This is a genomic window from Streptomyces sp. CC228A, assembly GCF_021390935.1.
Classification (GTDB): Bacteria; Actinomycetota; Actinomycetes; order Streptomycetales; family Streptomycetaceae; genus Streptomyces.
Genome location: NZ_JAJPUI010000001.1, coordinates 153,934 through 173,280 on the forward strand (window position 1 = coordinate 153,934; position 19,347 = coordinate 173,280).

The 19,347-nt window shown below is 76.8% G+C and carries 13 protein-coding genes and 1 pseudogene; 4 read left to right on the top strand and 10 right to left on the bottom strand.

All coding sequences use genetic code 11. The features are described 5' to 3' along the window. Window positions 1-109 precede the first annotated feature (109 nt). Window positions 110-1,501, top strand: coding sequence for a dipeptidase (locus L6E17_RS00705; RefSeq protein WP_236238852.1), 1,392 nt, complete (start codon window positions 110-112; stop codon window positions 1,499-1,501). A 219-nt stretch (window positions 1,502-1,720) separates the two neighbouring features. Here the strand turns inward: L6E17_RS00705 and L6E17_RS00710 are convergent, their stop codons facing one another. The 4 genes from L6E17_RS00710 to L6E17_RS00725 all read right to left on the bottom strand — a co-directional run bounded on the left by L6E17_RS00710 (window position 1,721) and on the right by L6E17_RS00725 (window position 6,148). Further along, window positions 1,721-2,767, bottom strand: coding sequence for an NUDIX domain-containing protein (locus tag L6E17_RS00710; RefSeq protein WP_236238853.1), 1,047 nt, complete (start codon window positions 2,765-2,767; stop codon window positions 1,721-1,723). A 212-nt stretch (window positions 2,768-2,979) separates the two neighbouring features. After that, window positions 2,980-4,011, bottom strand: a complete 1,032-nt coding sequence (locus L6E17_RS00715; RefSeq protein WP_236238854.1) for a DUF3048 domain-containing protein — start codon at window positions 4,009-4,011, stop codon at window positions 2,980-2,982. A 715-nt stretch (window positions 4,012-4,726) separates the two neighbouring features. After that, complete coding sequence (locus L6E17_RS00720; RefSeq protein WP_236238855.1) at window positions 4,727-5,425, bottom strand: hypothetical protein; 699 nt, start codon at window positions 5,423-5,425, stop codon at window positions 4,727-4,729. Window positions 5,426-5,440: 15 nt separating this feature from the next. After that, the gene (locus L6E17_RS00725) at window positions 5,441-6,148 is read right to left on the bottom strand and encodes a hypothetical protein (RefSeq protein WP_236238856.1); all 708 of its coding nucleotides are present in this window, start codon (window positions 6,146-6,148) and stop codon (window positions 5,441-5,443) included. A gap of 243 nt (window positions 6,149-6,391) precedes the next feature. On the opposite strand from L6E17_RS00725, the gene L6E17_RS31290 reads away from it, so the two are divergent. After that, window positions 6,392-9,823: a LuxR C-terminal-related transcriptional regulator gene (locus L6E17_RS31290; RefSeq protein ID WP_374108967.1), complete on the top strand. Its 3,432-nt coding sequence runs from the start codon at window positions 6,392-6,394 to the stop codon at window positions 9,821-9,823. On the opposite strand, the pseudogene L6E17_RS00735 reads toward L6E17_RS31290, so the two are convergent. Then, a pseudogene (locus L6E17_RS00735) lies at window positions 9,791-10,684 on the bottom strand (ROK family protein); the annotation flags it as partial. The gene L6E17_RS31290 and the pseudogene L6E17_RS00735 sit on opposite strands and share 33 nt — an antisense overlap. A gap of 488 nt (window positions 10,685-11,172) precedes the next feature. Between L6E17_RS00735 and L6E17_RS00740 the strand changes: the two are divergent. Next, on the top strand, window positions 11,173-12,153 hold the full coding sequence (locus L6E17_RS00740; RefSeq protein WP_236239586.1) for a LacI family DNA-binding transcriptional regulator: 981 nt from the start codon (window positions 11,173-11,175) through the stop codon (window positions 12,151-12,153). A gap of 263 nt (window positions 12,154-12,416) precedes the next feature. Here the strand turns inward: L6E17_RS00740 and L6E17_RS00745 are convergent, their stop codons facing one another. The 5 genes from L6E17_RS00745 to L6E17_RS00765 all read right to left on the bottom strand — a co-directional run bounded on the left by L6E17_RS00745 (window position 12,417) and on the right by L6E17_RS00765 (window position 18,503). Continuing rightward, window positions 12,417-13,592, bottom strand: coding sequence for a TerC/Alx family metal homeostasis membrane protein (locus L6E17_RS00745; protein ID WP_236238858.1), 1,176 nt, complete (start codon window positions 13,590-13,592; stop codon window positions 12,417-12,419). 398 nt (window positions 13,593-13,990) lie between these two features. After that, on the bottom strand, window positions 13,991-14,425 hold the full coding sequence (locus tag L6E17_RS00750) for a hypothetical protein (protein WP_236238859.1): 435 nt from the start codon (window positions 14,423-14,425) through the stop codon (window positions 13,991-13,993). Between the two features lie 667 nt (window positions 14,426-15,092). After that, on the bottom strand, window positions 15,093-15,830 hold the full coding sequence (locus L6E17_RS31295; RefSeq protein WP_236239675.1) for a hypothetical protein: 738 nt from the start codon (window positions 15,828-15,830) through the stop codon (window positions 15,093-15,095). Next, window positions 15,827-17,038, bottom strand: coding sequence for a serine/threonine-protein kinase (locus tag L6E17_RS31300; protein ID WP_374108968.1), 1,212 nt, complete (start codon window positions 17,036-17,038; stop codon window positions 15,827-15,829). Before L6E17_RS31300 ends, L6E17_RS31295 begins: the two co-directional genes overlap by 4 nt. A gap of 154 nt (window positions 17,039-17,192) precedes the next feature. Next, on the bottom strand, window positions 17,193-18,503 hold the full coding sequence (locus tag L6E17_RS00765; RefSeq protein WP_236238860.1) for an aldolase/citrate lyase family protein: 1,311 nt from the start codon (window positions 18,501-18,503) through the stop codon (window positions 17,193-17,195). A 575-nt stretch (window positions 18,504-19,078) separates the two neighbouring features. Between L6E17_RS00765 and L6E17_RS00770 the strand changes: the two genes are divergently transcribed. After that, window positions 19,079-19,282, top strand: coding sequence for a hypothetical protein (locus L6E17_RS00770; RefSeq protein WP_236238861.1), 204 nt, complete (start codon window positions 19,079-19,081; stop codon window positions 19,280-19,282). Window positions 19,283-19,347 lie beyond the last annotated feature (65 nt).

Below are 19,347 nucleotides of genomic sequence, written 5' to 3' on the forward strand. Positions count from 1 at the left end.
ACCGCGAGCGTCCCTGTGGGAGGATCGAACCGGCGTTCGCGGCGCACCGGCAGCAACGCCGACCCCAGCAACACCCCGTGACACCGTCGCACCCACGAGGAGCGTGCCCATGACCGCCGCCGACCCGATGGTCGATCCGCTCGCCGAGCCCGTCGCCGCCACCGTGGCGTCGCTGATGCCCCGCGCCAGGGCGGAACTCACCGAGCTGGTGGCGTTCCGGTCGGTCGCCGATCCGGCCGTCTTCCCGCGCAGCGAGTGCGAGGCGGCCGCGGCCTGGGTGGCGGACGCCCTGCGTGCGGAGGGCTTCACGGACGTCGCCCTCCTCGACACCCCGGACGGCAGCCAGTCGGTGTACGGCCATCTGCCCGGCCCGGCCGGCGCGCCCACCGTCCTGCTGTACGCGCACTACGACGTGCAGCCGCCGCTGGACGTCGCGGCCTGGGACAGTCCGCCGTTCGAGCTGACGGAGCGGAACGGCCGCTGGTACGGGCGCGGAGCCGCCGACTGCAAGGGCGGGTTCATCATGCACCTGCTCGCGCTGCGCGCCCTGAAGGCGAACGGCGGGGTGCCGGTCGGCGTCAAGGTGATCGTGGAGGGCTCGGAGGAGCAGGGCACCGGTGGCCTGGAGCGGTACGTCGAGGAGCACCCCGAGCTGCTGACCGCCGACGCGATCGTGATCGGCGACACCGGGAACTTCCGGGCGGGCCTGCCGACGGTCACCTCGACGCTGCGCGGGATGACGATGCTGCGGGTCCAGGTGGACACGCTGGCGGGCAACCTGCACTCCGGGCAGTTCGGCGGCGCCGCGCCGGACGCGCTGGCCGCGCTCATCCGCGTACTGGACTCGCTGCGCGCGGAGGACGGTTCGACGACCGTCGACGGGCTGGCTGCGGACGCGGCCTGGGACGGACTCCAGTACGACGAGGAGGAGTTCCGCCGCGACGCGCGGGTCCTGGACGGTGTGGGTCTGATCGGCTCGGGCACGGTCGCGGACCGGCTGTGGGCACGGCCCGCCGTCACGGTCATCGGCATCGACTGCCCGCCGTGCGTCGGGGCCACCCCGTCCGTGCAGGCGTCCGCCCGCGCCCAGGTCAGCCTGCGGGTGCCGCCGGGGCAGGACGCGGCGGAGGCCACGAAGCTGCTCACGGCGCACCTCCAGGCGCACGCCCCGTGGGGCGCGCGGGTGACGGTGGAGCAGGTGGGGCAGGGCCAGCCCTTCCAGGCGGACGTGGCCAGCCCGGCGTACCGGGCGATGGGCGAGGCGCTGCGGGCGGCGTACCCGGGCCGGGAGATGCAGGCGGCGGGCATGGGCGGGTCGATCCCGCTGTGCAACACGCTGGCCGCGCTGTACCCGGAGGCGGAGATGCTGCTGATCGGGCTGAGCGAGCCGGAGGCCCAGATCCACGCGGTGAACGAGAGCGTGTCCCCGGACGAGTTGGAGCGCATGTCCGTGGCGGAGGCGCTGTTCCTGCTGCACTACGCGCGGTCGCGGCAGGACTGACGGACCCGGCCGCCCGCGGAGCGCCGCCTGCGGGCGCCCCGCGGGCGGCGCTCCGCAGACCGCCCGTCGCCGGCCGGGCCCGTCCGCCCGCGCGGGTCGGCACGGGGACGGGGCCGCCCCAGCGCGGCAGCCTCCGTGCGCCGGGCACGCGGCCGTCCGGCGCAGGCGCGGCTTCCCCGGGCTCGGCGGGGCCCGCACCGGACCCCCGGCGGCAGGGCGCTACACCGGGCCGACCGGAACGCCCGCTTCCAGGTTCAGCACCGTGCCGCGCTCGCGCGCCCTGAGCGCCCAGCGCAGCCGTTCGTACCGTACGGGCGGCAGCATCCCGGCCGCCTCCTCCTCGCTCGCGAAGCGCCAGCCGCGCAGCTCGGAGCCGGGCAGCAGCACCCGGTCGGCCTGGGCGCTGGTGAGGCGTCCGCCGTCGAAGAGGAGGCGCAGCCCGCCGTAGCGGGGCGGGGCCGGCGGCTCCCAGTCGACGACCAGGAGCCGGGGCACGGCCCCGAGTTCCAGGCCGGTCTCCTCCGCGACCTCCCGCATCGCCGCCCGGGCCGGGGCCTCCCCGCGCTCGACGACCCCGCCCGGGAACTCCCAACCCGGCTTGTAGGTCGGGTCCACCAGCAGCACGCGGTCCTGCTCGTCGAAGAGCAGCACGCCCGCGGCGAGCGTCTCGCCGGTCGGCTCGGGGGTCTGCACGATGCCGCAGACGCCGGCCGCGCCGGTGCGCACCGCGTCGGCGATGGCCTTGGCCGTGGCCTCGGGGGTGAGGGAGCCGTTGTCGACGGCGTAGGCGTCGGCCGCCAGCCAGCCGTCGAGAGCGGCGCGGTACGGCGCGATGCGGTCCTCGGCCCGCCGGCACGCGCGGCCGGTTCCCGCCGGGTCGCCCGGGTCGTCCCGGCGGGCGGCGATGCGGGCGCGCAGGATCGTTTCGTCTTGGGTGAGGACGATATGGCGGACGGTGATCCGGCGGGCGGCGAGGCCGCCGAAGATCTCGTCGCGGTACTCCTGGCGCAGCACCGTCATCGGCACCACGAGCACCCCGCCCACCTCGGCGAGCACGGCCGCCGCGGCGTCCACGACCAGGCGCCGCCAGATCGGCAGGTCCTGGACGTCGTCGACCGCGGCGAGCCGCTCCGGTGGCAGCAGTCCCGGCAGGGCGGCACCGACCAGTTCCGGGTCGTACAGCGTGCTGTTCGGGATCAGGTCGACCAGTTCGCGTGCGGCACTGGTCTTGCCGGCACCGAACGCACCGTTGATCCAGACGATCACGGTTCCCCCTCTTCCGTAGGCCCCGTCGGCCCCCTGTGGATTGCCCGCAACACCCTGCCACGGAAACCCGTCACGGCCGGGTGCGTGGCCGCAACGCTCCGGGCACCACCGCTTTGCGCACCGGGGGCGCGGACGCGTACGGCCGGTGCAGCCCCGTCTCGTTGGCCGAAACGCTGCTGCGGTGCGCGGCCGGCGCCGGCAGGGGCAGGAGGTCACCGGGGGGCGAGGACGATCCAGACCGGGCCGGGTGCGAAGGGGAGCGGTTCGCCGGATTCCCTGGTGAACGTGGTTCCGTCGGCGGCGGAGGGGCGGCTCCAGCGGGCGTCGTAGCTCTTCCCGTCCCGCAGGACGACGGCACTGCCCGAGCCGACGGTCTCCGTGTACGGGGTGACGTTCCCGCCACGGTCCTCGTAGGCGGACGGGCGGACGGTGACGTGCTGCACGACGACGGTGGGTGCGCCGACGCGCTCCCCGCCGGTGGTCCGCGCGGCGGTGCCGTCCATGCTGACGAGCCACCGCTTCTCGGCGGCGGACCAGGTGAATCCGTACTCCGCCGCCGGGAAGTCGACGGCGTACGACTCCGCGGAGCGGCCGCCTTCGGGGGCGCCGCCGAACCGGAATCCGATGTCCTGCGGCCGGTCGGCGCCGGGTGCGGCGGCGAGGGCCTTCCCGGGCACCACGTACAGGTTGTGCGGGGCCGGCCGGGAGGAGTCCCGGACGTACGCGGTCGGCGCGTCCTCCGGCGGCAGCGGCAGCAGCGGGGCGTCCTCGATGAGCGGCTTGAGTGCGCTCTGCACGCCGGAGTAGGCGAGCGCGGGCCGGCCGAACTGGCGCAGCAGCTCCACGTCCGACTCCCGGGCGCTGCGCACCGGCCCCACCCGGGGCGGGTCCTGCGACGAGTACACGGCGAGCAGCCGGGTCAGACCGCCCTCGACCTGTTCGACGTACACGAGGTCGGCGGCGTCCAGGCCGGTGTGGGGCCGTGCGGGCCGCACGTTGTCGATCTTCACGGCGAGGACCGGCCCGAGACGCCCGGGCAGCCCCGTGAACGGGGAGACCCCGGCTGGGGTCGTCGCCGTCTCGGGCGTGGCGGTGGGCGCGGCCGTGTCCTGCGGACTCGTGGGTGTACGGGACGGCTCGTCGGTCGTGGTGCACCCCGCGAGTCCCAGGACGAGCGCCATCACCAGGGCGGTCACCGCGGCGGTGACGAGCCCCAGTGGTCCGCGCGTACCCCGTGCAGCCATCCGAGTGACTCCCACGTCCAGTGCACCACGCACCCGCACACGTCGCACGGTGTGCGCCGCCGTGCCGGGAGGGGTGCACGGTGAAGCCCCGGCGCGGGTGGTCCGGGTGGCGGGCGTTGGCGGGGGTGGCGGAGATGGCAGGCGTGGCAGAGGTGACGGGCGCCGCAAAGGGTGGCGGAGGTTCGCGGAGGTGGCGGGCGCGGCAGGAGTTGGCGAGCGTGGCAGAGGTGACGGGCACAGCAGGGATTGGCGGAGGTGGCGGGCACGGCAGAGGTGACGCGCGGCAGGGGGCGGCCAGCCTGGCGGGGGTGGGCGGGCGCGGCAGGAGTTGGCGAGCGTGGCAGAGGTGACGGGCACAGCAGGGATTGGCGGAGGTGGCGGGCACGGCAGAGGTGACGCGCGGCAGGGGGCGGCCAGCCTGGCGGGGGTGGGCGGGCGCGGCAGGAGTTGGCGAGCGTGGCGGGCGGCGGCGGAGTACGACGGCCCGGCAGCCGGAGGACGCGGCGCGTGGAGCCGTGCCAGGGCCGCCGCCGCACCCGCCCGTCAGGGCCGGCACGCTCGCCGCCACCGCGGCACGCGGTCCGGGTCCGGCCCGCCTCGACGCCCCGCACCGAGCGGTCGGGGCCGCCGGTCGGGCGGCCGGCACCGCACAGCCGGTTCGGGGCCGGCCCGCGCGCCGCCTCACGGCGGCCCGCGCCGGCCGTGCGCCATGGCATCAGTCCGGACGGCGCCGCCGCAGCTCCCGCCACACGGCGGGCGGACACGGGCCCTGCGGGCGGTCCTTGAGGAAGTTGCGGTACGGCACGCGGCGAGGCGGAAGCCCGACCTCCACCCAGTGGCCCTTGCCGGACACGCGGTCCCAGTCGGCGTTGGGAAGCCAGACGAAGCCGGAGCGCCCGTCCTTGTTCTGCGACGTGATCTGGAGGACCTCGGCATACCCCCACCGGCGGCTCAGCACCACGCAGTAGTGCCGGGCGCACTCGTCGCGCTCGCGGAACGGCACCAGGGCCAGCCACACCTCCCCCGGCAGCGGTCTGCCCCGCTCCGACCGGCGTACGGCGACGCGGAAGGCGAACGCGGTGATCCCGGCGGCGAGGCTCTCCAGCGTCGCGCCCCGCGTCCAGTCGTCGGTTCCCACGGCGTGCCGCACCCAGAGCGCCACCGCCGTGGACACGGCCAGCAGCGCCGCCGCCCGGGCGAGGACCACCCACCAGCGGCCCGCTCTGCGGCGGCCGGCCGTCAGGGCCATGACCACGGCGGTGGCCGCGGCGAGTCCGACGGAGGCAGCCCACACCTCGGGCCCGGCCTGCTGCGGCGGAGTCTGCGCGGCCATCAGGTCGGTGACGGTGATCGGACTCACGAGGAGCTTGCCGACGAGGCCCACGATCAGCAGGACGAACAGGCAACCCCACACGGGCGGCCCCCTCCCTCAGTCCGTGGCCGCCTGCAGCTTCATGACCTGCTGGACCAGCACGGGCGTCGGGACCGGCACGTCGCCGCCCTTCCCCGAGGTGGCCACGAAGCGGAGCAGGTGGGGGCCTCGGCGGACGACGGTGTACGTCGAGGGGACGCCGCGGCCGGCGGTGTGGAAGGACACCGCCTCCTCTCCGATGTCGGGCGTGTCGCGCGGACTCACCGTGATGGTGCCGCGCCCGTCGCCGGTGTAGCCGTTCCCGCAGGCGCGCACGGCCCCCCGCAGCCCTTCCATGATCTTCCGCGCGTCCTCCTCGGCGAACTCGGCGAGGGTGATCTGCGTGCCCGTGCCCAGGTGTTCGCCCCGGGACGCCAGCGCATGGCGCCGCTCCAGGGCGCGCGGCGCCGGGGCGTACGTCTCGCGGCGCAGGTCGGCCACCGGCCGACAGGCGTCCGGCCGGATGGCGCCGGACGGCGTGTCGCGGACCTTTCCGGGGACGTCGGTGATCTGGAACTCCGCCAGGTCGCCGTTCGCCAGGACGACCGCCGCCAGGTCCGCGGTGCCTCCGCCCGCACCCGTGCTCGGCGGAGCTGCCCGCGTCGGCGGCGCGGTGTCATCCGGTGGTGCCGGATCGCCGGTCGCGGGGACGCCGTCGGCCGGGCGGACGGTCCGGCCGTCTCCCGCACGGTGTCCTCCGGGGCTTCGCCGGACGCGCCCGCGCATCCCGCCGCCAGCAGTGCCACCGCCATGGCCAGGGGCACAGGCGCCGCCACGCGCTGCCGTGCGGCAGCCGCCCTGCCGCGGTCTCGGTCGGTCATCGGTCGTCGCTCCCCCGGGTCCCCAGCGGCGTGCGCCGCCTGTGCGGCACCAGACGCTCCCACCCGGACCCCGGCGCAGGCATCCGTGAAACTACGCAAACACGTGAAGCCACCAGGGAGTTCACGGGGGCGCTATAGGTTGGGCCCCATGGGAGCTGCGGAGTCGTGGGCGGAGGCGGGCGCGCTGCCCGCCGAGCTGACGCCCTTCGTCGGCAGACGGGACGAGACGGACGCGGTCAGGCACCTGCTCTCCGCGTCCCGCCTGGTGACGGTGACGGGCGTGGGCGGGGTGGGCATGACGCGGTTGGCGTACCAGGTGGGCGCCGGGCTGCGCCGCGCCTTCCCCGACGGCGTCCGCCTGGTCGAACTCGCGAGCCTGCGCGACCCGGGGCTGCTGCCGGAGACGGTGGCCGCGGCGGTCGGCCTGCGCGGGCGGCGCACCCGTCTCACGCTCGACAGCGTCGCGGCGCACGTGCGGAAACGGCACATGCTGCTGGTCGTGGACAACTGCGAGCACCTGGCGGACGCGTGCGTGCCGGTGCTCGACGCGCTGCTGCGCGCGGCGCCGCGCCTGCGGGTGCTGGCGACCAGCCGGCACGTCCTCGGCATCACGGGCGAGCAGACGTTCTTCCTGGAGCCGATGCCAGGACCGCGCTGGGGCCGCGCAACGGCGCCGGGGACGGGTGCGGGTCCGGTTCCGCAACCGGCGCCGCACCCCGCGCAGGACGCGGCGGCCGGGCCTCCCCCGGCACGGCGAGCCCCCTGGGCCCCCGGACGTCGGCGCCTCCCCGACCGGACACCGCGCCACCCCCGGCAGCGGGCCCGCCCGCGCTCCCCGACCGGGCACGGCGCCGCCTCCCGAACCGGACGCGACCGAGCTCCGGAAGCCGTCCGCGGCGAAGCAGCAGGAGCGGCCCGCGGCGAAGCTCCGCGAACGGTCCGCCGGGACGCTCCAAGCGCCGGACGAGGCGCGGGCAGCGCCCCCGGGCGCGACAGCACCGGCCCCGCACGCGCCGGGGCACGGACGCCCCGCGGCGGCGCCGCACCGGCCCCCGGCCGGCGCAGGGGACGGCGAGGCGGCGCCGGCCGCCGCCCCTCGGCCGCTCCGGGGCACGACGGGCCTGCGCCGACCCGGCACGCGGCGGATTCCGGGCCTGCGCCGACCCTGCACTCGGCGGATTCCGGGCCTGCGCCGACCGGCTGCGGGGAGGCTTCCGGGCCCCCGCAAACCCGGCACGAGGCGCGGCCCGAGCGCGCCGCGACAGCACCGGCGCAGCCCGCCACGGCGGCGGCCCAGCGGTTGCGGGACCGGAGCGGGGAGCCGCCGCCCGCGGCCCCGGACAGCGGGCCTTGGCCGCACCCCTTCGGCGGCGGGGCGGCCACCGCCCCGCCGCCGCTGTCCGCCAAGGAGGCGCTGCGGTACGAGTCGGTCGTCCTCTTCGCCCAGCGGGCCGCCGCGGTCCTGCCCGGCTTCCGGGTCAGCGACGGCAACGCCGCGGCCGTGGCCGATCTGGTGCACCGCCTGGACGGCCTGCCGCTCGCGCTCGAACTGGCCGCCGCCCGCATGCGGACACTCACGCTGAGGGAGATCATCGAGCGGCTCGACGACCGGTTCGCCCTGCTCACCGGTGGCAGCCGCGCCGCGCTCCCCCGCCAGCGGGCCTTGCGGGAGCTGATGGACTGGAGCCACGACCTCTGCTCCGACCGGGAGCGCGTCCTGTGGGCGCGGGCGTCCGTCTTCGCCGGCGGTTTCGGCCTGGAGGCCGCCGAAGAGGTCTGCGCAGGGCCGGGGCTGCCCCGCCCCGCCGTGGTCGACGCGGTGCACGGCCTGGTGGAGAAGTCGGTCCTCGTGCGGCACGAGCAGCACGGCCGGGCCCGCTTCCGGATGCTGGAGACGGTCCGGGCGTACGGGCAGGAGCGGCTCGCCGAGACCGCCGAGACGGTCCGGCTGCGCCGGAACCACCGGGACCACTGCCTGGAGCTGGCGCGGCGGGCGGAGGGTGCCTGGTTCGGTCCCGAGCAGGTCGCCTGGTTCGCCCGGCTGCACGGCGAGCACGCCAACCTGCGGGCGGCGCTGGACTTCTGCCTGCGCACACCGGGCGAGGCGGCCGCCGGCCTGGCCCTGGCCTCGCTGCCGCGGCACTACTGGATCAGCCAGGGCGGCCTCGGCGAGGGGCGCCGCTGGCTGGCCCGCCTGCTGGAAGCGGGCCCGGGCCGGGGAGCCGCACACGTGACGGCGATGGGCGCGTACCTGTACCTGGGGCTGATGCAGGGCGCGGTCGTCGAGTCGGTGCCCGCGATCGACGCGTACGAGGCGGAGGCCGAACGGATCGGGGACGCCTCCGGCCTGGCGTGGGCGCTGCACCACCGGGCGCTGGCGGCCGCGTTCCGCGGGGATCTGGCCGTCGCCGCGGGCCTCCTGGGGGAGGCCGCGGCCCGCCACCGGGGCGGCGGCGACCTCGCCGGGGCCATGGAGTGCACCTTCAAGCACGCGATCGTGCTGACCATGCTGGGCCACACGGACCGCGCTCTCGCCCTGTGCCGGGAGTGCCGGACCGTCACCTCGGCGCACGGGGAGACGTGGATCAGGGCCGACGCGCTCTTCGCCGAGTCCCTCATCCGGTGGGAGACCGGGGACCGCGGGGCGGCCGCCCTGCTGGCACGGCAGGCGATCCGGCTGCTGCGGCCGCTCGGCGATCTGTGGGGCATCGCCCTGTGCGTGGAGATCCTGGCGTGGAGCGCCGCGTCCGACGGCGGGACGCGGCGGGCGGCTTGCCTGCTGGGCGTCCTGCGGTCCCTGTGGGAGGCCATCGGCGGCGCGCTGTTCGCCGCGCCGTTCATGGCGGTGTCGCACGAGCGGTGCGAGCGGGAGACGCGGGCGGCGCTGCCGGCAGCCGACTTCGAGCGGATGCTGCGCCACGGTGCGGGTCTCGGTTTCGACGAGGCGCTCGCGTACGTCTTGGAGGAGCCGTCGGCCCGGCTGCCGGACGCCGCGCGTGACACCCCGCCGCGCACCCCCGGGCACACGGCGCGGGCCACCGCCGCGGCCCCGGCCCCGCGCACCGGCGGGCGTACGGCCGGGTCCGCGGGGCCGTACTCCGGAACGGAGCTGACGCGGCGGGAGCGGGAGGTGGCGGACCTCGTCGCCGCCGGGCTGGGCAACCAGGAGATCGCGGCCCGGCTGGTCATCGCCCGCCGCACGGCGGAGAGCCACGTCGGGCGCGCCCTGGCGAAGCTGGGGCTGACCTCCAGGACCCAGCTGGCCGCCTGGGTGCACGAGCGGCGCGCGGCGGGGGCCCTGCCGGCACGTGAACGGGTGGCGGCACCGCGCGTACCCGTGCACACGGGTGAGGAGACCGTCCCCGTGCAGCCCGCCCCTGCCGGGCGACCCCCGTGCCCGCGGTGCGCCGCGCTACCGCCCCGCCGGATACCGGACCGGCCCACCGGGCGGCGGCCCCGCGTCAGCGGCCCGCGGCCCGGGCGCCGTGCGCGCCGCCGCGGCGGCGCCCAGGAGGCCCGCGTCCGTGCCGGTCACGGCCGGCGCCACCGTCAGCCCCGGACGAAGGAGAGCGCGGCGTAGTCCCGCAGGGCGCGCCGCAGCGGTGCGAACAGCACGTCGCCCGCGCCGCCACTCCCCGCCGACGACCGCGATGTCGACCTCCACCAGCGTGGCGGTGGCGGCGATGCCCGCCGCCAGGGCGCGGGCGGCCCGGTCGAAGGAGGCCCGCGCGGCGGGGTCGCCGAGACGGGCCGACGCGGCGACCGCCGCCGCCGTGGCGTCGCCGTCGGCTGCGGGGCGCCAGCCGTTCTCCAGGGCGCGTCGGGCGATGTTGGGGCCGCTGGCGATCCCTTCGAGGCAGCCGCGGCCCCCGCACGGGCAGGGGTCGCCGTCCAGGTCGACGCTCATGTGGCCGATGTGGCCGGCGTTGCCGGTGGGCCCCGGGTGGAGGCGCCCGCCGAGGACGAGACCGCCGCCGACTCCGGTGGAGACCACCAGGCACAGGGCGTTGTCATGGCCCCTGGCCGCGCCCTGCCAGTGCTCGGCCGCGGTCATGGCGACGCCGTCGCCGATCAGTGTGACCGGCAGGCCGCCCCCGGTGGCCGTCCGGACCCGGTCGACCAGCGGGTAGCCGCGCCAGGCGGGGACGTTGACCGGGCTGACCGTGCCGGCCGAGGCGTCCACCGGGCCGGCGCTGCCGATGCCGATGGCCTCCGCGCACCGCCACAGCGGGGAGGCGGCCAGGTCGGCGAGGACCGCTTCCACCGCGCCCATCACCGTGTCGGCTCCCTGCCGCGCGGGGGTGGGCCGCCGGCTCCGGGCCCGGAACCGGCCGGCGCCGTCCACGAGGGCGCCCGCGATCTTGGTGCCGCCGATGTCCAGTGCCGCCACGATCCGGTCGGGCCGGTGCCGCGTGTGCTGGGACAGCGCCTCGGTGTACATGGCCGTCGGATCCCCCGTAGTCGTTCGGTCGTAGCAGGTCGCGGCCCGTCTCCGCGCCCGCAGGGCCGGGCGCCTGGCCGTCACGCCGGTGGTGCGTGGCGGGCGCGGCGGTGGCGGCCCGCTTGCCCCCTGCCGTCCGGTGCGGCGGACGGCGGGTGCGGGACGCGGCGTACGGCGAGACACCTGCGGCCACGCCCCCTTCCCGGACGCCGGTCGTCCCGGGGCGCGTCGCCGCACGCACGGCCGGTCTGCCGCGCACTGCGGCGGACGGCGGGTCCGGCGCTCCTGACGTGCCGTCGGACCCGCCGGGGCGGGTTGGCCTCCCGTGCAGTGTGCAAGCTTTTGACAACGTTGTCCAGGGCCTATGCTCAACCGTCGTACGAGTCGTACGGCAAGCCGACCGGAACAGGACAGGACTGCGCACCGTGGCCGACAACGCCAGGACCGCCCGAAGCCCCGCCGCCGCCCGCTACGGCACCCGGCCCACCATGAAGGACGTGGCCGCCCGGGCGGGCGTGGGGCTGAAGACCGTGTCCCGGGTGGTGAACGGCGAGCCGGGCGTCACCGCGGACACCGAGCGCCGCGTCCAGGAGGCCATCGAGGCCCTGGGGTTCCGCAGGAACGACAGCGCGCGGGTGCTCCGCAAGGGCCGCACCGCGTCCGTCGGCCTGGTACTGGAGGATCTCGCCGACCCGTTCTACGGGCCCCTGAGCCGGGCCGTGGAGGAGGTCGCGCGCGCCCACGGCGCCCTGCTGATCAACGGGTCGAGCGCGGAGGACCCCGACCGCGAGCAGGAACTCGCCCTGGCCCTGTGCGCGCGGCGCGTGGACGGGCTGATCGTCATCCCCGCCGGGACGGACCACCGCTACCTGGAGCCCGAGATCCGGGCCGGGGTCGCCACCGTCTTCGTCGACCGGCCCGCGGGCCGGATCGAGGCCGACACCGTGCTGTCCGACAGCTTCGGCGGGGCCCGCGCGGGCGTCGCCCACCTCATCGCGCACGGCCACCGCAGGATCGGCTTCATCGGCGACCAGCCGCGCATCCACACCGCCGTGGAGCGGTTGCGCGGCTACCGGGCGGCCATGGAGGACGCCGGGCTGCCCGTGGACGACGCGTGGGTGTCGCTCGGCTCGACAGAACCGGCACGGGTACGGGAGGCGGTGGCGGCCATGCTGACCGGCCCCGCCGCGGTGACCGCGCTGTTCGCGGGCAACAACCGGGTGACCGTGACCGCCGTACGGGAGCTCGCCGCGCGGGGCCGGCCGGTCGCCCTGGTCGGCTTCGACGACATCGAACTGGCCGACCTGCTGGGGATCACGGTGATCGCGCAGGACGCCGCCGCACTGGGGCGCACGGCCGCGGAACGGCTCTTCCACCGACTGGACGGCGCGCAGGGGCCCGCCGCGCGGGTGGAGCTCCCCACGGTGCTGGTCCCCCGCGGGTCGGGCGAGATCCCGCCCCGAACGTAGGGCTGCGGGCGGCGGTTCGTCCCCGCCGCCGGGCTCCCGGACGCGGAGCCCGGCTCTGGGCCCTGCACCTTCCCTGCCCGTGCCGCCACCTGGCGCAGCGGTCCCGCGCGCACGTGCCGCGGCCGCGCCGGGTGGCCACCGCCGGGCGGAGGGCTGCGCGGGCGGGCGGCGCGTGCCGGACGGCGGACGGCTGCGCGGGCGGCGGCAGTGGCCGTGCGGAGTCGGTCGGCGGGGTGCCCGGATGCCGGGCGGGGCCGGGGTGCTCATGAGGGTCGGCGCGGGCCGTGCGGTCCGGTCGAGCGGGGGCCGGGCACCGGCTCGGGGTACGGGCCGCCCGGCCCCGTCTCCGGCACCGGCCCGGGGCGCGGGCCGGTCGGCTCCGCCGCGGACGCCGGCTCGGTGTGCGGACCGGTCCCGGGCCCCGCCCCGGAGTGCGGACCGGCGGGGCCGGCCGCGGGCTCGGGAGCCGCGGAACTCCTGGCCCCGCCCCCGGGGTCGCCGTCCGCTGGGTCGCCGCGGGTGGCCAGGAGGGACCAGGCGATGGACACGGTGAGGGTCACCACGATCACGCCCAGCGTCAGCGGGATCGGCAGCTTCCCCACCGGGGTCTCCGAAAGGATCAGCTTCACCCCGGCGAAGGCCAGCAGCACGGCCAGCCCGTAGTGCAGATAGGCGAACCGGCGCAGCAGCCCGGCCAGGCAGAAGTACAGACTCCGCAGCCCCAGGATGGCGAAGGCGTTGGCCGTCCACACCAGGAACGTGTTGGTGGTGATCGCCAGGATCGCAGCGACCGAGTCGACGGCGAAGACCAGGTCCGTGGCCTCGATCGCGACCAGCGCCACGAACAGCAGGGTGGCCACCCGCCGCCCGTCGATCCTCGTGAAGAACCGGTCGCCGTGGTACCTCGCGTCGGTGGGCACGATCCTCTTGACCAGGCGGACGACGGGGTTGCGGTCAGGGTCCACCTCCACGTCCTTGGAGACGGCCATCTTCCAGCCGGTCCAGATCAGGAACGCCCCGAACAGGTAGGCGCTCCAGAAGAACAGCTGCAGCAGTTCGGCGCCGACGAAGATGAACACCAGCCGGAAGAGCAGGGCGCCGACGACGCCCCAGAAGAGCACCTTGTGCCGGTAGGCGTCGGGGACGGCGAAGAAGGAGAAGACCAGCGCGAAGACGAAGACGTTGTCGACCGACAGCGCCTTCTCGATGAGATAGCCCGCGTAGTAGGTGGAGGACACTTCGGCGCCCTGCCAGACCAGCAGGACCAGGCCGAAGGCGAGGCCGATCGCGATCCACGCCCCGGACCACAGGGCGGCTTCCTTGAAGCCGATGACGTGGCTGTCGCGGTGGGCGATCAGGTCGACGGCGAGCATGACGGCGATGACGAGCGTGACGGCGGCCCACGCCCACAGCGGGACGGTGAACGACAGGGTACTCATGGCGGATCGGCTTCCTTCCTCGCGCTCGGGACGGCGGACGGGCGGGTGGGGAAGAGCGGCGGAGCCGGCCGGGCCAGCCGTGGAGCAGGGCCGGGCCGGGTCCGCCGCTTCAGCCGGGTGTCACGCCCCCGGCCCTGCCGGACGGCGGTCGTCCGGTGGCGCGGCCCTGTCGCCGGAGCGAGGTGCCGCAGGGCGGGGAGCGGCTGTGCGCGCGGAAGGAGCCACCGTCCCGAGGCCCCGGCGTTCGGGGCGGCCGACCGGCCCGGCCGGGAGGTGCCCGTCGGCCAGTGCCCACACGTGGCGCACCACCGCGGGCGGCAGGCCGGTCGCGTGGCTGCCGGCACGGGCCGGGGCGACGGCGTGGACGAAGGCGCCGCCCCGCCGCAGGGAGGCGTCGATCAGGCTCCGCGCGTCCAGACCGTCCGGTCCCCTGCGGGAGGCCACCACCAGAGGGGAGTAGTGGCGGGCCGCCAGGTCCAGCACCGCCCCGGCGGCCCCGGGCCCCGGCCGCCCGCCCGGCCCGTGAGGAGGCGGGTGGCGACAGGGATGCAGCCGACACCGTCGCGCCGCAGCCTGGCCAGTACCCGCGCCAGGTGCACGCCCGCGGGGGCGGTGTCCTCGCCGACCCCGGCGGACGGTCGCGGCCGGTCGGGCAGGGCCACGACGAGCAGCACGGGGACGCGTCGGGGGGCGGCCAGGCGGGCGGCGGCGTCCACCACCGCGAGGTCGTCGGGCCGATCGGTCACCAGTGCGGTGACCGGCTGCGGCAGGGACAGGGGCAGAGCCGGGGGGCTGGTGGCGGGGTGCGTCTCGGTCGCGGTCGGGGTGGCCATCGAAAGCCCCCTTTCAGAGGGGCCGGAGGAGCGGGGATGCGTCCAGCGTCACCCGACCGCACAAGCCACGTCAAGTTTTTCGCGAAATGTTTTTCGTCAATCATTTTTCGCTCAAAGTCGGCGGGAACGCGGTGTCCCGCCCGTGCGGCAGGGCAGACGCGGGCTCCTGCGGGCGGGGCGGGGCGGAGGCCGGCCCCTGCCCAGGAGGCGTGGCACGGTCCTCTGCGGAGGCACCACACCGCGTGGAGGCCGCCGAGCCCCGAGGACGCGAGCAGGGCAGGAAGGCCGCGCGGGCCAGGAGGACACGGCGGGGCGCCGCCAGGAGGCGGCGCCCCGTACACCCGCCAAGCGCCCTCGGCCCGCCGGACCCACTCCGACCGACCAGACCCACGCCAAGCACCCTCGGCCCACCAGACCCACGCCAAGCGACTCCGGCCCGCCGGACCCACTCGGGCCCCGGGCCCTACGCCGAGCCGCTCCGACCCATCAGACCTCCGCCGACCTGCCTACCCGAACCCCCACCCCCCGCTCCGCCCCACTCGCCCCCAGCCCACCGCACCCGCCGGCCCCACCCGACCCGACCGCCCTCGCACCCACCGCGCCCCCGACCCCGCACCGAACCACTCGCCCTCGGACCCGCCGTGCCCCCGGGTCCGGTGGAGGGAAGTCAGCAGACCGGCAGGCCGGGCACCGGCGCGTCGTTGTCGCCGCCCTGGAGGTAGACGTCGCTGACCCACACGTCGACATTGCCGCTGTCGTCGTCGGTCTTGGCCCACCAGACGTTCGTCCACTCCCCCGACGTCTCGCGGCGGCCGAGGTTGGCCTGGCACGAGAAGTAGTTCTTCCCGGCGTTGAGGACCCCTGCCTGGCGGCCGTCGCTCCAGTACGTCGTCGCGGTGCGCCACACCGTGCAGTCGTACTTGCCGTCCGCCCGGGGGAAGCACGCCGGCTCCTGGGGCGCGGCTCCCCCGCCGCTCGTGGCGGCCGGGGAGGCACCGGTCGCCGCGCCACCGCTCGTGGCGGTGGAGCCGCCGCCGGTGCTTCCCTTCCGCGCGGCGGAGCCCGTCCGGGACGGGGTGGCGGAAGGTGAGGCCGAGGCGCGGGACGGCGACGAGGAAGGCGACGGGGCGGCGGAGCGCGCCGCGCCGCTGCCGGAGGCCGCGGGCGACGGTTCGTCGCCGGGGGTGAGGGGCAGGGCCTCTCCGCCGTCCGGGCCCCCGACACCCCCTCCGCCCGCGGCGGCTCCGTCCCCGCCGCCGGCCGCGGAGGGCGCCCCGGCGGCCGCGGTCGGGTCACCGTTCGTCAGGAGGTACGTCGCCCCGCCCCCGGCCAGCACCACGGCGGCGACCGCGGCGGCGACGAGCGCCCGGGACGTGCCGCGGCGCCTGCGCGCCCCTTCCCTCACGGGAGCCGCGGGGCCTTCCGCCCGCTCGCGTACCCGGTGCCACCGGCCACGGTGCCACCGGCCACGGCACCGGACGGGAACCCGCCGGGCACCGCACCGCCAGGTCCACCGGGTGCCGTACCGCCCCCTTCCGGACCGCCGGCCGCCGCGCTGCCGCCCCCGGCGGGGTCGGACGGGAAAGCGCCCACCGGCCCGAAGGCGCCGGCAGCCGCCCCCGCTGCCGTACCGGCGAAGCCCGCGGCGCCCGGTCCCGTACCGCCGGGCACCGGCGGCCAGGACCCGCCGCCTGTCGGCGCGCCGCTCGGCGGCGGGAAGGGAGCGGGTCCGAAGCCGGCGGGTTCGTGCGCGGCGGGTCCGAAGCCGGCCGGTTCCTGAGCGGCGGGCTGCGGGGCCGCCGCCGCGGGGCGGTCCGGCGCGTGGGCCGCCTCGGGCGCGCCGCCCGGAGGGTCAGCGAAGTCGGCCAGGAGCCGGGCGGCCGTCCGGGCGTCCGGGCGCTGCGCCGGGTCCTTGTGCATGAGCTGCTGGAGGAGCGATCCCAGCGGGCCGGCGCGCCGGGGTTCCGGCAGCGGCTCCACCACGATCGCGGTGAGCGTCGACCAGGTGGACGTGCGGCGGAACGGCGAGGTGCCCTCCACCGCCGCGTAGAGGGTGGCGCCCAGGGCCCACACGTCGGAGGCGGGTCCCGGCCGGCCGCCCTGGGCCCGCTCGGGCGCCAGGTAGTCGAGGGAGCCGACGAGTTCGCCGCTGCGGGTGAGGTGGGCGGTGGACCCGTCGCCCGGGTCCTCCATGGCGGCGATGCCGAAATCGGTGAGGACGACCCGGCCCGCCCCGTCCAGCAGGATGTTCCCGGGCTTGACATCGCGGTGCAGGACACCGGCGTCATGGGCGGCGGCCAGCGCCTCCAGCACCTTGGCGCCCGTCCGGGCGGCCTCGCGCGGGTCCACGGTGCCGCGCTCGGCCAGGACGTCCGCGAGGGAGGGGCCGTCGACGAGTTCCATGACGATGACCGGTCGGCCCTCGTGCTCGGCGATGTCGTGCACCGAGACGACACCGGGGTGCCGGACGCGGGCCGCCGCCCGGGCCTCCCGCTGCATCCGCAGCGTCAGCTCGGCCAGCTCGGGCGCGGACGAGTCCGTGTACGTCCGCAGTTCCTTGACGGCCACGTCGCGGCCGAGGACCTCGTCCACGGCCTGCCAGACGACGCCCATCCCCCCGCGCCCCAGCTGCCGGACGGGGCGGTACCGCCCCGCGATCAATGCTGCGTGCTCCCCCGAAGACACCGCTGGCCCCGTTCCCTTGTACGTCGGTGTGATCAACGGGTACAGGGTACGGGGCGGTGGCGGCGGCCCCGGCGTCCGGCGGCTACGGGGCGGTGGCCGTCAGGTCGCCGCGCCGCGGGGCGGCGAAGCCGTCGAGGTCGGCGCGGGTGAGGCCGGTGTGGGCCGCCACCTCGGCGGTGTCGAGCGCCCCGCAGTCGATGCCGCGCAGCAGGTAGGAGCTCAGGGCCTTGGCGGTGGCCGGTTCGTCCATGACGTCACCGCCGGCCTGGTTGGCGTACGCGGCCAGGCGGGCGGCGGCCTGCGCGAAGCCCTCGCGGTAGAAGGCGAAGACGGCGGCGTACCGGGTGGGGAGGTGGCCGGGGTGCATGTCCCAGCCCTGGTAGTAGGCGCGGGCCAGGGCGCGGCGGGTGAGGCCGTAGTGCAGCCGCCAGGCGTCGTGGACCTGCTCGGTGGGCCCCACGGGCAGGACGTTCGTCGACCCGTCGGAGACCCGCACGCCGGTGCCGGCCGCCGCGACCTGCATGACGGCCTTGGCGTGGTCGGCGGCGGGGTGGTCGCTGGCCTGGTAGGCGGCGGACACGCCGAGGCAGGCGCTGTAGTCGAAGGTGCCGTAGTGGAGGCCGGTGGCGCGGCCTTCGGCGGCGTCGATCATGCGGGCGACGGTGGCGGTGCCGTCGGCGGCCAGGATGGCCTGGCTGGTCTCGATCTGGATCTCGAAGCCGATGCGGCCGGGCTCCAGGCCGCGGGCCTTCTCGAACTCCTCCAGCAGCCTCACCATCGCCGTGACCTGCTGCGGGTAGGTGACCTTGGGCAGGGTGAGGACGAGCCCGTCCGGCAGTCCCCCGGCCTCCATCAGGCCGGTGAGGAAGACGTCGAGGGTGCGGATGCCCCGGTCGCGTACGGCGGCCTCCATGCACTTCATGCGGATGCCCATGTACGGGGCGGCCGTGCCGTTCCGGTACGCCTCGGCGACCAGCCGGGCGGCGCGTGCGGCGTCGCGGTCCTCGTCGGCGTCGGTGCGGCCGCCGTAGCCGTCCTCGAAGTCGACCCGCAGGTCCTCGATGGGCTCCTGCTCCAGCTTGGCCCGTACGCGGGCGTGAACGGGCTCGGCGAGCTCGTCGGGCAGGCCGAGGACGGCGGCCAGGGCGGCGGCGTCGGGGGCGTGCTCGTCGAGTGCGGCGAGGGCGCGGTCGCCCCAGGAGCGGACGGTGTCGGCGGCGAAGGCGTCGCCGGGTACGTAGACGGTGTGGACGGGCTGCCGGGTGCCGGGGTCGCCGGGGTAGCGGCGGGCCAGCTCGGCGTCCACCGCGGCGAGGGAGGCGCTGACGCCCTCGCCGACCGCACCGGCGAGGCTGGTCGCCACCTGCTCCTGCCGGTCTTCGTACCGGTCCATGCCCGCACCCTCCATCAGCTCACTGTTTCCGTCTGCCGGAATCCTTCATCCGCATGGTGAAGTTATCCGGGGCGGCGGAGGTGCGTCAATGGTGACCGGCGCGACGAAGGGCGCGTCCGCGGCCGACGCCGGGGCGCAGCAGCGCAGGCCGCGCGCGTGCAGGTCGCCCGTCCACCGACCCGCGTCGGCCGGGCGACCGGCCGGGGACCGCCGCGCGCGGGCGGCCTGGCGGCGCCGGGCGCCTCGGCGTGCGGCGGGGCGAGGATCCGGTGGACGGCGGAGGCGGTCGGCCGGGGCGGCGCCCCTCTGCCGGACGCGGGTGCGCATCTGCCGCGCGGACAGGCCGCCCGCCACGCGGGGTGCGCCGCGCCCGGGCGGCCGGCCCGCACCGCCGGGAGGGCGGGCGTCCGCACAGGGTTCGTCCCTCGGACCCTCACCCCCTGATTGAGGCTTCTCCGGACATTCCGCCACCCCCACCAGCGGCGATGCGGGAAAAGTCCTACGTCGCTGGTGAATGAAACACTGGAAGGAGCCAGGCGCCCGGCATCGATGGTCCCGTGAGGAAGGACGGACACGTGAAGTTCCTGCTCGAAGTGACCGTGGACGACGAGGCATCGGCGGAGACGACCGCGAGGGAGCTGGGGAGGATCCTGCGCTACTGGGGCGGGAACCTGCACCACTACGCACTGGAGCCCGGCGACGGGTCTCCCGTCCACGACTCCGCGTACCGCGAGGTGGGCCGCTGGAGGCTCGTCGCGGACGGGGGACCCGCGGTGTGACGGCACGGCGAAGGCCCGGGGCCGCGCGGTGGTGGTCCACCGCGCGGCCCCGGGCCGTGTGCCTG

Coding starts and splice junctions, on each gene's coding strand:
- L6E17_RS00745 (WP_236238858.1), bottom strand. CDS start 13,592: ATGAGTACCCTGTCGTTCACCGTCCCGCTGTGGGCGTGGGCCGCCGTC.
- L6E17_RS00705 (WP_236238852.1), top strand. CDS start 110: ATGACCGCCGCCGACCCGATGGTCGATCCGCTCGCCGAGCCCGTCGCC.
- L6E17_RS31290 (WP_374108967.1), top strand. CDS start 6,392: ATGGGAGCTGCGGAGTCGTGGGCGGAGGCGGGCGCGCTGCCCGCCGAG.
- L6E17_RS00725 (WP_236238856.1), bottom strand. CDS start 6,148: ATGCGCGGGCGCGTCCGGCGAAGCCCCGGAGGACACCGTGCGGGAGAC.
- L6E17_RS00750 (WP_236238859.1), bottom strand. CDS start 14,425: ATGGCCACCCCGACCGCGACCGAGACGCACCCCGCCACCAGCCCCCCG.
- L6E17_RS00765 (WP_236238860.1), bottom strand. CDS start 18,503: ATGGACCGGTACGAAGACCGGCAGGAGCAGGTGGCGACCAGCCTCGCC.
- L6E17_RS00715 (WP_236238854.1), bottom strand. CDS start 4,011: ATGGCTGCACGGGGTACGCGCGGACCACTGGGGCTCGTCACCGCCGCG.
- L6E17_RS31300 (WP_374108968.1), bottom strand. CDS start 17,038: ATGGGCGTCGTCTGGCAGGCCGTGGACGAGGTCCTCGGCCGCGACGTG.
- L6E17_RS00740 (WP_236239586.1), top strand. CDS start 11,173: ATGAAGGACGTGGCCGCCCGGGCGGGCGTGGGGCTGAAGACCGTGTCC.